This is a genomic window from Sphingosinicella sp. (genome assembly GCF_013911755.1).
Lineage (GTDB): Bacteria > Pseudomonadota > Alphaproteobacteria > Sphingomonadales > Sphingomonadaceae > Sphingosinicella.
In genome coordinates this window covers 102,137-114,581 of sequence record NZ_JACESP010000004.1, presented here as the reverse complement: position 1 = coordinate 114,581, position 12,445 = coordinate 102,137, and the positions used below count along the sequence as shown (strand labels likewise).

Below are 12,445 nucleotides of genomic sequence, written 5' to 3'. Positions count from 1 at the left end.
CACGAACAGCGGTACGATCGCCGAAGGTCTGCGGGAAAGCGTTGCGCCGCAACCTGGCGACGCGCCGCGCCTGATGCGCGGCGGGCTGATGCGATGCCCCTGGGGCGGCGGTGGGAAGGCCTGCAATTCTGGGGCTGAGGCGTGCGATAGGCATGCGCCACTGCAACCGATCTTCAGACAGGTCGGCTATGGCCACAGCGGACTTTCTCCGGGCTGCTGGAGACCAACCCCTCTTTTGTCGCCTGATACGAGCCTCGGCCGCCTTGTTCCGTCAACCCGCAAGGGGTTCCCCTGCGCTGACGCTCCGGTGACGTCGGCATCCGGTCTCTCCTGTGGGCGCCATCGGGGATGGTCCCCGAGCAACCACAAGGAGTTTTCGTCATGGCCACGATCGCCAACCTCACCGTGAAGAATGACGGCAGCATGGAGGGCATGCTCGCCACCCTGACCGTCCAGGCCCCGATCGCCATCGTCCCCAACGGCCGCAAGGTGAAGGACAGCGAGCCCGACTACCGCATCTTCAGCCGTAAGACCGGATATGAGCTGGGCGGCGGTTGGAACCGCTTCTCGCAGACCACCGGCGCCGAATATACTTCGGTGTCGATGATGGCGCCGGAGTTCGACGCTCCCATCTACGGCAATATCGCCAACGCGCCGGGCGACGATCCGACGAAGAAGGTCATCATCTGGAATCCGCCGGCCTGACCCCCAGGGCCTGCGGCGGCCCCGCCTTCGGGTGGGGCCGGAACCTTGCCCTTGGTTCTGCATCGCCATTGTAAAGCCCGGCGGCCGTTCAACCGGAATGGCCGCCGGGCCGAGATTTCTTCTGCCGCGCCATGAATTTCTGGACAGCGGGATGCATGGATTCATACAGGGCCGGCTCGGAATCGCGGGTCCATTTATCGTTAAAGACCAGCGGCTCGTTCCGCTTCCAGGCATCGATGTCATAGCCTTCGGCGCGCAGGGCGGCTTCGGCGATGTCCGATAGCTCGAGTTCAGCCGGCCTCATATGCGCGAACATGATCGTCGGCATCGCTTCTGCCGACTGCAGGCGATAGCCGCGGCTATTGGCGCGCAAGACCGCTTTCGGCTTGTTGTGCCCCGCCGCGACCTCCCGGCGGATGGTGTCGTAGGTCATGATGGTGAGATCGCGTTCGGCGCCATAACCGGCTAGCCGCAATTTGCGTGCATCATGATGCTCAAATTCCGCCGAGCGACCGATCACCAGCACGTAGCGGACCGACAGCCGGTGCTGCGCCATCGGCGCAGGCACCATCAACGGACGCAGCTTGTCGCGCAGGCGATCGGGATGTTGATGGACATAGTCGCGCCAGACGTCGACTTGCGCGACCTCGTCGTTGAATTCGGTGCTGAAGGCAACATTCTTGCTGGAATTCTTGAAGATCGGCTTGCTGCTGTCTTCCAGTTCCACCAGCACCAGGCGCCACTCGATGCTGGATTTGGTCAGATAAGCATAATCGGTCGATCGTTCGCCGACGGGAAACTTGGCGATCACGCTGTTCATGTGGACCCGATGGTTGAGCATGTCCGGCGTCGGCATGAACATCGTGTTCGCCTCGAGAAATGCCTGAATGGCGTTCTCGTTCGCTTTCGGTGACGCAATCAGCTCGTCGAATTCGGCCAGCCTGGTTTCAATCTCGCAAGATAAGGATTTCGGCAAGCCCATTGTCTCCCTGAACTGGTCATGCGGTCATCCTGAATCTGTACGCGGCTCGCGCATGTGCTGACCATCAGATTCTTTGCGCCATAAGCGAGCGACCGGGCGGCGCGGCATGGGGCCTGCCCGTAACGCAAAAGTCCAACCTCGCTCGTGTGTCGGCGCTGATCCCTGTGGCCGAAGTCCGGCCTCCTTCAATCAACCCGCAAGGGGTCCGCTACGCAAGCGTGCGGCCGCTTGGGACATGTCCCGGCGCGGTGATTGCGGCCAGCCCCCGGCCGGCGGGGCACCTGTCGAGCGGAGGATGGTCTTCCGCTCCTTCCGACAGGAGTATAGTCCATGCCGCTCAAGACCGCCCAGTCGCTCGCCTGGAACCTCGCCAAGACGCTGATGACGATCATGGTCATCGTGCGGACCGGCAATGGCTATGCGGTGATGCCCTGGGACGAGTTCGACGGCAATCCGGCCGAACTGGTCCGCGAATATGATCCCTTTTCCTGATCGAAAAGGCGACCCTGCCTTGTCGAAGCGACGCAATATCTGTTTCGCTTCGGCCCTTCAGGCGCTATGTTGCTTCTTGCAAGACAAGCGCTGTGGAGGTGGTGGCGGGCGCGTCCGACGATCATTCGTCATGCAAAGGACGCTATCCATGACCATCTTTCTCGTTCTCGGCCTGTTTGCCGGCCTCTATATGCTCTGGCTGCTCTTCAGCCTCGCCGTCTATGCACTGCCCCTCTACGCTGGCATCGGCCTTGCCTTCTGGATGCACGGGGCCGGCTGCGGCTATGCGCCCGCGATCCTTGCCGGCTTTGCGGCCGGGTTCGCGACGCTGTTCGCCGGGCAATTGCTCTTCGCGCTGTCGGGCTCGCCGCTGTTGCGGCTCGCGCTTGCGCTTCTCTTCGTCCTGCCAGCGGGCATTGCCGGCTATCAGGCCGTCCATGGTGTGTTGGGCCTCGCGATCGATCCCGGTGCGACGCTCACCATTCTGAGCGGTCTGGGCGCCGCCCTGATCGCGGGCACCGCCTGGACCCGGCTGACCGGCTTCGAGCCGGGCGGACAGGTTCAGCAGCCCATGATGCCATCGCTTCCCGCCGCCGAATAAGGCGGCGCGAGAGGGCACGGAGGGATCGCGGCAAAGCCGACAGGCCGGTCATTGGCTGCATTCCGGGCGGCAGGCCCGATGTCTTCCACAGTGACGCGGTGGCTGGACGCGACGGGCGTCCCTGTCCGGTGCCAAGGAAGGCTTAACCCATGTACCGGGGCATCCGTTGTCTCCTGGTTACCCGACCTCCAGATGCCGGAATCGCCAGCCTGTTGGCGCCTTTGCCCGCCCGCGCCAGAGCGGCCTCGGTTCGATGCGCGTCATGCCGACAGGATCGCGTACCGCTCGACGGGCTTGCCGCAACGGCCTTCCGCCCATTTTCTTCCCCCGGCGTGCCGCCGTTCCTCGCGGATCCAAGAAAATCGGCAGCCGGCCGTCCTTCGCTGCGCTGCGGGCCGAAGGCTGCGGCGCCCGTCGCCTGCCGGCTCCCCTTGCGCATCGAGGCCGCGATGGTCGCGGGCTCGAAGCAAAAGGAACAAAGGCAATGGCAAAGATCGGCAGCTTCAAGAAGGTCTCGGGTGAACTCAAGGGCGACATCGTCACGCTCGGGCTTCAGGCCAAGGCGGTTCGTTTCGTCCCGGACAGCGAGGCCAGCGGCAACGCGCCCAGCCACCGCATCTATGTGGGAGACGCCGAAGTGGGCGCCGCCTGGGAGAAGCGGACCAGCGACGACCGCCCCTATCTCTCGGTCAAGCTCGACGATCCCAGCTTCGTCGCCCCGATCTTCGCGCAGCTCTTCGCAGCAGAAGACGGCGGCTATGATCTGGTCTGGAACCGGCAGACCCGCCGCGCGCGGGACTGAGCCGGACAGGGCGCCACCCGGCACCGGCCGGGTGGCGCCCCGACGCGTGCAGCGTTCAAGGTCAATCGTCGGGCCGCACCAGATCGATATGGCTGACGCCCAATGCACGGGACAATTCATACAGGATGATGACAGAGCGTGGCCGGCGCTATGCCTCATGACCGGGTGGGGAGAAGCGAACCAGCAAATCAGAAGCTTCTACGCCCAATTCCCGTGCAAGCCGGTCGACCACCTCGATGCTGGCGGCATAGACGCACCGCTCCAGCGCACTGATGTAGGTGCGATCTATCTGCGCTCGATGGGCAAGTTCTTCCTGCGACAAGCGAGCAGCTCGCCGATATTTGAGCAGGTTGGCGGCAAAGGTTTCCCGGATTTCCATGACCGGAAACACGCACTCTTGAAGAGTATTTAACCACGGAGTATTCTCTACATGACGCGCTGAAAGCCAGTGTGCCGCATGGCTGTCGTTGTTGGAAGATGAACGGATTATGTCGGTAAATACCGAACTCGGCGACGGTTCTTGAGCTCTTTCCCGCTTGTTGCCGTGATCGAAGCGAAGCGCGACCTTCACGTCGGTTCGCCTTCTTCCAACATTTTTGGCCCAGTCCGCAAATTACCGACAAAATGCGGTCCGCTAAGAAACTCGAAAAGCTCAGCTTTTTGGCGACGGAGATTAGAGAAACTCCCAACACCGACAATGGCTATCGGGAGGGGCTCTCGTGGATTCTGCCAGTAAGAATGAGGCCAGGCTGGAGATTTTCTTGCTGAACCTGATCGCGATGGCAGTCAGGCGACTCGCGCGAGACGCCGGCGAGGCTCCCCTCACGTCATCGACAAATAATTTGGCCACCGGGTTCGAGGCCTTAACCCTCTCTAAATCCGTGAAAACTAGCATCCGGCGAAAGAGTCGTCCGGGCGCTGTCAAGGCGCTAAAATCAATCGATCCAAAATGGATGGTTCACAGAGGCGAGGAAATGGCACGCGTCTGGCCGCGTGGCGCACGGCATGACGCGTCAGCCTTGGGGTGAGGGAAGGATGTCTGCACATGTCGATCGTGCCTTTCGAGGACACTCCGCCGGGCAGTGATGTGCTCACCGCTTATGATCTCGCGCATCTCGACACCTATATCCAGTTGCTCGATGCGGAGAAGGCGCCGGGCACGTCCTGGCAGCACACAGTGGAAACCCTGTTCGGAATCGACGCCGCGCGCGAGCCCGTCCGCGCACATCAGGTTCATGAGGCCCACCTTGCTCGCGCCCGCTGGATGACCGAGGTGGGCTACCGGCAACTGGCCGCACTGGAAATGCGGCGTAGCGAATCGCCGAAAAAGGACTGAAACAGTCCTTCCCGTAGCGTCCCTGACGCCTCGAGGCGCATTATTCGCCTTTCCCGTGACGCGATAGCCTGCCTTCCCAAAAAGATAAGGGAGGGGACCATGTCGCCAGCCGACGCCTGGCGCGCGGAGGAACCCGCGCGTCTTCCCGACAATGCCGATATCGGCATCGCCGCTTTCGAGTTTCTGCGGCGCAATCCTGCATACCACCATGATTTCGATCAAATCGCCCGCCGGAAAAATCCCGATCGAAAGGAGGAAGCCGTCACCGCCCAGCGGTGGGGGCTGCGATTTCCTGGTCGATCCATCCCGGCCGGCACCTGACCGCCGCATCATCTGGCGCGCTGACGTCAATCGCTTCACCGTGCTGATCGGCCGCATGCCGGCGCTCTTCGCCGGCGTGGCGCCGATCGAACTGGGCAGGTTGCAGGGCCTGACCATCGTCGAGGAGGGCGAGGACGGTCTCCATGCCATGATGGGCGAGCGCGAGACGATCGTTCATCTGCGCATCGAGCCCGATGCGGATCGCTGGGGTTCGATCCTGCTGCCCTTCGAGCCGTCGAACCGTACACGCGCCCGCACCGCCCAATGGCTGATGGCGCGGATCGGCGGCGAGATGCGGGAGCCTTCTCCCGAAGGGCTTTGGGATACGCTGGCACGACGATCGCATCTCCATATCCTCCTGCGCCTGCTCGATGGCGCGCGTCTTGGCATTCCCTTGCGCGACATGGCCGCAGTGCTCGTCGATCCGTCCTGCGCCCGCATTACGTCAGGCGACTGGGTCGACAGCGCCGAGCGCAAGCGCCTGCGCCGCTGGCTCGCCGAGGCCATGCGACTCGTCGAAGGAGGATATCGCACCCTGCTGGGCGGCCCATAGGGACATAATTTCTTTTTTTGTCTGTCCCTTCTTCGACGCCATCGCGCTCGCCAATCCTGCCCTCCTCATCGCCGGTCAGCGCCGTTGCTGCCGGCTCTTGTCAGGAGGACGATCATGGAGCCCGAGCCCACCGCCGCTCGCCCACGCTATCTCGCCGAGCCCAATCCGGCCGCGATCGTGCGGCCGCGCTATCTGAAGACCCCCGATGCCGCGACGCATCTCGGTCTTTCTCCCCGCACCCTCGAAAAGCATCGCTGCTTTGGCACCGGCCCGGTCTATCGCCGGCTGGGCGGTCGCATCGTCTATGCGATCGACGATCTTGACGCCTGGGCGGCGCGGGGAACGCGCAAATCGACCTCCGATCCCGGCGTCGGCACCGTCCTGCCCGCGCAGCGCCGGTTCCGGCAGGATTGACCGGCGATGTCGCGCGCCGTTTCCCCCCTCTCCGGCGAACGCGCCCAGCTCGACCTGTTCCGGTCGGTGCCGGGCGACATCGCCCCGCGCGATGCGCAGGATCTCATGTCCTGGCCCTTCTTCAGCCTCGCCAAGCGCAAACGCACCGCGCCCATCGATTTCCGGATGGGCGAGACATGGATCTCGGTCGAGGCGGTGCCGGAACACGGGATGGCGACCATCTGGGACGCGGATGTCCTGATCTGGGCGGCGAGCCAGATCGTCGAAGCGCGCGATGCCGGCCGCCCGACCTCACGGCTGATGGTCACGACCCCCCATGAAATCCTCGCCTTCACAGGCCGCAGCATCGGGCGCGATCATTATGACCGCCTGAAGGCCGCGCTGGACCGGCTGCAGTCCACCACGGTCGCCACGTCGATCCGCCAGCAGCACCAGCGCCGCCGTCATCGCTTTTCCTGGATCAACGAATGGCGCGAACTGGCCGATGGCCAGGGGCGACCGCTCGGCATCGAACTGATCCTGCCCGACTGGTTCTATGCTGGCGTCGTCGATCGCGCGCTCGTGCTGACCATCGACCGCGCCTATTTCGATCTCACCGGTGGCCTGGAACGCTGGCTCTACCGCATCGTGCGCAAGCATGGCGGTCATCAGCCTGGCGGCTGGAGCTTCGACATCGCGCATCTGCATCTCAAGTCAGGTGCGCTCTCGCCATTGAAGCAATTCGCGTTCGAGGTGCGCGGTATCGTCCGCCGACAGGCGCTTCCCGGTTATATCCTCACCATCGAATATGGCTTCGGCCGCGAGCGGCTGAACTTCGTCGCCGCCCCGGTTGATCCGCTCGACCGCGCCATGCGCCGGCTCAAGCTCAGGCCTGTGGATAACCGGCCATGAGACATGGCCTATTAAAAACCGCGCGACCTGGCCGATTGAAAACCGTCCGCTTGGCCTATCAAAAACCTCAAGCCCGCGCGACTCGCAGGAAATCTGCGACGAATCCGCCCCTTCTAACGGTGCTAACAATAGAGTCCTTCGGACTCTTGCTAACCGGTTGCCGGTTTGTGGACGATCGGCGTTCGAATGTGTCGGTTTTCGGCAAAGCGAAGACTGGGGGTGATCGGTGACTGATCTTCCCCTTAAACCGGAGACTGGTTGTCCTTTAATCGTAGACTGGCGCAACGGTCAGTCTCCTCTTCAAGGCCATGCGGGTGCGCAGCCATGACGTTGCTGACCAGCGACTGTCGCGTCCTCATGCCGGCTCATGCGCCGTTCGACATGATTCTGGCCGACCCGCCCTATGACGATACCTCATTGGGCTGGGATCGGCGTGTCGAGGGCTGGCTCGCACTCGCGCACAATGCGCTCGCGCCTTCAGGATCGCTCTGGCTGTTCGGTTCGCTGCGCAGCTTCCTCACGCTCGGCGCCGAGATACGCGCTGCCGGGCTGCGATATGCGCAGGAACTGGTCTGGGAAAAGCAGAATGGCAGCGCCTTTCATGCCGATCGCTTCAAGCGTGTCCATGAACTGATCGTCCAATTCTATCGCGACGATGCGCGCTGGTCGGACATCTACAATGACGTCCAGACGACATCCGACGCGACGGCGCGCACCGCCCGGCGCAAGCATCGTCCGCCGCATACCGGGCAGATCGATGCCGGCTGCTATGTGAGCCAGGATGGCGGTCCCCGGCTGATGCGCTCGGTCATCTATGCACGCAATTGTCATGGCCGTGCCATCCATCCGACGCAAAAGCCGGTCGGCCTGCTCGAAATTCTGATCCGCAACAGTTGTCCTCCGGGCGGTCACGTCGGCGACTGGTTTGCAGGTTCCGGCGCGGTCGGCGAGGCCTGCCGCGCCACCGCCCGGCGCTCCATTGGCTGCGAAATCGACGCCGACATGGCGCGCCGCGCGAGCATCCGCATCGCGGCGGCGCTGCCGTTCGGTTGCGCACCTCCTCTCCCTGCACCGCCTCTTTCCGGAGACCTTCCATGACCCAGCCGCCGCCCGGCGCGCGCGTGCCTTCGGGCATCGCCGTCCCGCTTCGCCATGACCGCACCGAGATCGAACTGATCTGGATCGAGAAGCGGCTTGAGCACTGGATACGCTTCGGCCGGATCGCCAGCGAACGCATCCTCACGCGCAAGACACGCATCTTTGCCTTCCGGCCCGATGCCGTCGTCGCGTTCGTGCGCTGGTCGGCCAACGACTATGGCACCGTCCATTCGCGCATCGACATATTGCGCGCGGTGCGCAGCGGTGAGCCCTATACCACCGTGCCTTTCGTGCGGCCGGGCGGGGAACTGCTGCTCTCGATCCAGGGCTGGCCCAGGGTACGCACCGTGATCGAGGCGATCGATCAGGTCGAGGCCGAAGGCCTCGATCCCTGCGATATCGCGCCCGATCACTGGCGCCACGTCCACAACCGGCTTTCCGCCGGCGAGCCGTTCCGCGCCTATACGATGGAGCGCCATCAGGCATGGCTCAAGCGCAAGGCGCTGGGGCAATGAGCCGCCTTCCGCTCTCTTATTATGTGCCGCATCTGACCGGCGTGGCGATCGGCATGGCGGTGAGCACGCTCATCCTGCCCATGCCAAAATTGCTGCTCTGGAACGCCAGCGCCAGCGCGCCGATCGGGCTCTATGCGATCAATCCGCTGCGCGAACCGGCGGTCGGCGACATGGTCGCCGTCATGCCGCCGCCCGCGCTTGGCCGGATCATGGCGCAGCGCCATTATCTGCCTGTCGGCGTGCCGCTCCTCAAGCATGTCGCCGCGCGGCCCGGTGCCCTGATCTGCCGCCGCGATGCGACGGTGACGATCGACGGGCGCCGCGTCGCGACAGCGAAATCCGCGGACAGCCACGGCCGTCCCTTGCCGGTCTGGCGCGGCTGCCATGTGCTGCGCGATGGCGAGCTGTTCCTGCTCAATGCCGCACCGGACAGTTTTGACGGGCGCTATTTTGGGGCCGTTCCGGCTGCGGGCCTGCTCGGCCGCGCGACGCCGATCCTCACCCGCGACACGCCGAACGCGCCGCTGCGCTGGCGCTTCGGTAGCGCGCGCTCAGACCATTTCCCCACGCAAAAGGAGAAGTCCCATGCAGATCGGTAGCTTTGAACAATCCGGCGACGGCTTCGTCGGGCGTTTGCTGACGCTCACGCTCGACGTGCCGCTGCGGCTCGTGCCGACCGGCTTTACCGGCCACGGCCGCGCGCCCGACTGGCGCATCCATCTCGCCGACGACGCTGCGCCCGAGGGCATCGGGCTGGAGGTCGGCTCCGGCTGGAACCATGACGGCAAGGCCGGCGGCTTCATCGCGCTCCAGCTCGATTGCCCGTCCTTCTCGCGCCCGGTTCGCGCCAATCTGCTGCGCTCCCATCGCGACGGTGACGCACATGTGCTGCTCTGGTCGCCGCGGCTGCGGCGTCCCAAAGCGGAATAGGACGATGCAGCCTCGCTTCGCTTCGCGCTGCCATCGCCGCGCCATTCGCTTCACTGCCGCATCGGTCCTTGCCGGCACGGCTTCCTTCCTCTTCCCGGTCATCGCTCTGCTGGTGCCCGGCACGGCGGCGGCGCAGGTCGCCTCCATCGCCGCGCATCCTTACGCCCCGCATGTTGCCGAGGCGGCGCAGCGCTTCGGCATTCCCGAAGCGTGGATATGGGCGGTGATGCGCGTCGAAAGCAACGGCGATGCGAACGCGACATCGCCGGTCGGCGCGATGGGTCTCATGCAACTCATGCCCGGCACCTGGAGCACGCTGACCGCGCGCTATGGGCTGGGGAGCAATGTCTGGGACGTGCGCGCCAATATCCTCGCCGGTGCGGCATACTTGCGCGAAATGGTCGACCGCTATGGCGATCTGTCCAGCGCGCTCGCCGCCTATAATGCGGGGCCGGGCCGCGTCGACGACTGGCGCCAGCGTGGTCGTTCGCTACCCGCCGAAACGATCGCCTATGTGGCGAAGATCGCGCCGATGGTCGGCACATCCGGCGTCGCCGCGTCGGCCGATCTGACGGTAGTTTCGCGCACGCCGATCGCACCGGCCGGGCCCTCCTGGCGCAGCGCGACGCTGTTCGTGCTGCGCGGCGATGGCGAACCGGACAGCGACGATGCGGCATCCGGTGCAGCACCTTCCGCGCAGGCCGAACGGCTTGTCTCCGCTCCACCCTCTCAGTCTGCCATGCGCTCTTCACGCGCCTCCACCCTCGCTTCGCATGGGCTGTTCGCGCCCGTCTCGGGGAGCAGCGAGCGATGAGCCGCGCTGGCGTTCGCAGGCGTCATTCGGCGCAGGGCGTAGTGTGGTGGAAAGGAAGGCAAGTCACAGGAATTGAAGGGAAAAAGGGAAGGCGAGATAAAAAGGACGCCACCTGTGGGGCGTTATGTGGTTGGGATTGTGGGATTTTTCCGGGTGGCTCGGCATTGCCCCGGGTGGCGCGTTTTCGGAATTATCGCGTCAATGCAAAGCGTCAGCGGGTGGCACCGCCATCTGCGAGGCTCCTGTGATCATCGGCGACGATGATTTCGAGGTGCGGCCGGGAAGGAGCGGGGACGCGGGCAGGGGGGTAGGGCGCAAGGCCCAGAGTCTCGCGGCCCAGGTGAAGCGCGCGGCCGCGAAGGCGGGCTATAGCCGCAAAGGACCGTCGCGGGGGCGTGGGACCGGGCGTCATGGCCGCGGCCGTATCGCTCGCCTCAATGCACGTTCGCCCGCCAACGCCCGGCGCGTCGTTATCAAGGCGCGCGTCGTGCGGCACAGTGGCAGCCGCTATCGCGCGGCGCCGCTCGCCCGGCACATCGCCTATCTGAAGCGCGACGGCGTTACCCGCGACGGGCGCGACGCCAGTCTGTTCGATGCGCGGGGTGATGCCGCCGATGGCAAGGCCTTCGCGGACACCTGCGAACAGGACCGGCATCATTTCCGCTTCATCGTCAGCCCGGAGGATGCGGCCGACATGGCCGACCTGCGTGCCTTCACCCGCGAGCTGATGGACGACATGGCGCGCGATCTCGGTACCCGGCTCGACTGGGTCGCGGTCGATCACTGGAACACCGACAATCCCCATATCCATGTGCTGCTGCGCGGGGTGGACGACACCGGCGCCGATCTCGTCATCGACCGTGATTATATCCGCGAAGGTATGCGCGATCGGGCGCAGGCCCGCGTCACGCTGGAACTGGGGCCGCGCAGCGAGCAGGATATCCGGAGCGCACTCGAACGCGAAGTCGACGCCGATCGCTGGACCAGCCTCGATCGCCGGCTGGAGCGCATGGCCCAGGAGATGGCGGGCGTCGTCGATCTGCGCCCCCAGACGGGCGATGATCCGGAGATGCACCGATTGCTGATCGGGCGGGCGCAGAAGCTCGAACGGCTGGGTCTCGCCAATAATCAGGGGCCGGCAGTCTGGACGCTCCGCGCCGACGCGGAGCAGACCTTGCGCGATCTTTCGATCCGCACCGACATCATCAAGACCATGCATCGGGCGATGCAGGGGCAGGCCCGCGCGCTCGATCCCGCCAGCATCGCCTTGCATCAGGCGACGCCGGCCGATCCGATCATCGGTCGGCTGGTCGAGCGCGGCCTTCATGACGAACTGGCCGGCTCGGCCTATGCCGTGATCGATGGCGCGGACGGCCGCACCCATCATCTGCGCTTCGGCGACATCGACATGACCGGTGACGCCAAAGCCGGTGCGATTGTTGAGACACGGGTCTGGCAGGACGTGAAAGGCATTAGTCGTTTGTCGCTGGCGACGCGCTCCGACCTTACGCTGGCCGAGCAGGTACAAGCGCCGGGTGCGACCTGGCTCGACCGTCAGCTCATCGCGCGCGAGTCCGTCGCGACCGGCAACGGGTTCGGGCAGGAGGTCCGCGACGCGATGGACGCGCGCGCCCGCCATCTCGAAACCCAGGGGCTCGCCCAGCGGCGCGGGACCGGTTTCCTGTTCGCGCGTGATCTGATCGCGACGCTTCGCGAGAAGGAGATCGAGCAGCAGATCGACGCCATCGCGCAGCGCACCGGCCTTGCCCATCGCCCTTCGGGGCCAGGCGATTATGTGAGCGGCGTCTATCGCGAGCGCGTCACTCTGGCTTCGGGGCGCTTCGCCATGATCGACGACGCGGTGGGCTTCCAGCTCGTGCCCTGGCGGCCGGCGCTCGACCAGCATCTGGGCCAGCATATCACCGGAACCATGCAGCCTGGCGGCGGCGTGGACTGGTCGCTCGGGCGCGGTCGGGGGATCGGACTATGAT

17 protein-coding genes are annotated in these 12,445 nt (G+C 64.8%); 15 read left to right on the top strand and 2 right to left on the bottom strand.

The features are described 5' to 3' along the window. The first annotated feature begins 381 nt into the window (after positions 1-381). Positions 382-705, top strand: coding sequence for a DUF736 family protein (locus H2052_RS04760; protein ID WP_087573798.1), 324 nt, complete (start codon positions 382-384; stop codon positions 703-705). An 88-nt stretch (positions 706-793) separates the two neighbouring features. Here the strand turns inward: H2052_RS04760 and H2052_RS04755 are convergent, their stop codons facing one another. Next, positions 794-1,687, bottom strand: coding sequence for a Shedu immune nuclease family protein (locus tag H2052_RS04755; RefSeq protein WP_293778678.1), 894 nt, complete (start codon positions 1,685-1,687; stop codon positions 794-796). 330 nt (positions 1,688-2,017) lie between these two features. Between H2052_RS04755 and H2052_RS04750 the strand changes: the two genes are divergently transcribed. The 3 genes from H2052_RS04750 to H2052_RS04740 all read left to right on the top strand — a co-directional run bounded on the left by H2052_RS04750 (position 2,018) and on the right by H2052_RS04740 (position 3,582). Continuing rightward, on the top strand, positions 2,018-2,179 hold the full coding sequence (locus H2052_RS04750; protein WP_176392285.1) for a hypothetical protein: 162 nt from the start codon (positions 2,018-2,020) through the stop codon (positions 2,177-2,179). Positions 2,180-2,327: 148 nt separating this feature from the next. Then, positions 2,328-2,780, top strand: a complete 453-nt coding sequence (locus H2052_RS04745) for a hypothetical protein (protein ID WP_087573800.1) — start codon at positions 2,328-2,330, stop codon at positions 2,778-2,780. Between the two features lie 484 nt (positions 2,781-3,264). Further along, positions 3,265-3,582: a DUF736 domain-containing protein gene (locus H2052_RS04740; protein WP_087573801.1), complete on the top strand. Its 318-nt coding sequence runs from the start codon at positions 3,265-3,267 to the stop codon at positions 3,580-3,582. A gap of 148 nt (positions 3,583-3,730) precedes the next feature. Here the strand turns inward: H2052_RS04740 and H2052_RS04735 are convergent, their stop codons facing one another. Next, positions 3,731-4,153 (bottom strand): helix-turn-helix transcriptional regulator, encoded by a 423-nt coding sequence (locus tag H2052_RS04735; RefSeq protein WP_254911426.1) that lies wholly within the window; start codon positions 4,151-4,153, stop codon positions 3,731-3,733. A gap of 474 nt (positions 4,154-4,627) precedes the next feature. Between H2052_RS04735 and H2052_RS04730 the strand changes: the two genes are divergently transcribed. From H2052_RS04730 to H2052_RS04685, 11 genes are all read left to right on the top strand, one after another. Then, positions 4,628-4,918, top strand: coding sequence for a DUF2285 domain-containing protein (locus H2052_RS04730; RefSeq protein ID WP_087573803.1), 291 nt, complete (start codon positions 4,628-4,630; stop codon positions 4,916-4,918). A 99-nt stretch (positions 4,919-5,017) separates the two neighbouring features. Continuing rightward, entirely contained in the window at positions 5,018-5,239 is a 222-nt protein-coding gene (locus H2052_RS17840; RefSeq protein ID WP_366484225.1) for a DUF6499 domain-containing protein, read from the top strand. Beyond that, positions 5,136-5,792 carry a DUF2285 domain-containing protein gene (locus H2052_RS04725; RefSeq protein ID WP_366484253.1) on the top strand — a complete coding sequence of 219 codons (657 nt, stop codon included), beginning with the start codon at positions 5,136-5,138 and terminating at the stop codon, positions 5,790-5,792. Before H2052_RS17840 ends, H2052_RS04725 begins: the two co-directional genes overlap by 104 nt. Positions 5,793-5,906: 114 nt before the next feature. Beyond that, complete coding sequence (locus H2052_RS04720) at positions 5,907-6,206, top strand: helix-turn-helix domain-containing protein (RefSeq protein WP_087573805.1); 300 nt, start codon at positions 5,907-5,909, stop codon at positions 6,204-6,206. A 6-nt stretch (positions 6,207-6,212) separates the two neighbouring features. Beyond that, positions 6,213-7,097 carry a replication initiator protein A gene (locus H2052_RS04715; protein WP_087573806.1) on the top strand — a complete coding sequence of 295 codons (885 nt, stop codon included), beginning with the start codon at positions 6,213-6,215 and terminating at the stop codon, positions 7,095-7,097. 324 nt (positions 7,098-7,421) lie between these two features. Continuing rightward, entirely contained in the window at positions 7,422-8,195 is a 774-nt protein-coding gene (locus H2052_RS04710) for a site-specific DNA-methyltransferase (RefSeq protein WP_087573807.1), read from the top strand. After that, positions 8,192-8,710: a DUF2840 domain-containing protein gene (locus H2052_RS04705; RefSeq protein WP_087573808.1), complete on the top strand. Its 519-nt coding sequence runs from the start codon at positions 8,192-8,194 to the stop codon at positions 8,708-8,710. The genes H2052_RS04710 and H2052_RS04705 overlap by 4 nt, the downstream gene beginning before the upstream one ends. A gap of 53 nt (positions 8,711-8,763) precedes the next feature. After that, a complete protein-coding gene (locus tag H2052_RS04700) occupies positions 8,764-9,309 on the top strand; it encodes a S26 family signal peptidase (RefSeq protein WP_254911427.1) in 546 nt (181 codons plus the stop codon). Next, a complete protein-coding gene (locus tag H2052_RS04695) occupies positions 9,296-9,640 on the top strand; it encodes a DUF736 domain-containing protein (protein ID WP_087573810.1) in 345 nt (114 codons plus the stop codon). The genes H2052_RS04700 and H2052_RS04695 overlap by 14 nt, the downstream gene beginning before the upstream one ends. 4 nt (positions 9,641-9,644) lie before the next feature. Continuing rightward, the gene (locus H2052_RS04690) at positions 9,645-10,454 is read left to right on the top strand and encodes a lytic transglycosylase domain-containing protein (RefSeq protein WP_087573811.1); all 810 of its coding nucleotides are present in this window, start codon (positions 9,645-9,647) and stop codon (positions 10,452-10,454) included. A 244-nt stretch (positions 10,455-10,698) separates the two neighbouring features. Further along, positions 10,699-12,444: a VirD2 family relaxase/mobilization nuclease gene (locus tag H2052_RS04685; protein ID WP_087573817.1), complete on the top strand. Its 1,746-nt coding sequence runs from the start codon at positions 10,699-10,701 to the stop codon at positions 12,442-12,444. Position 12,445 lies beyond the last annotated feature (1 nt).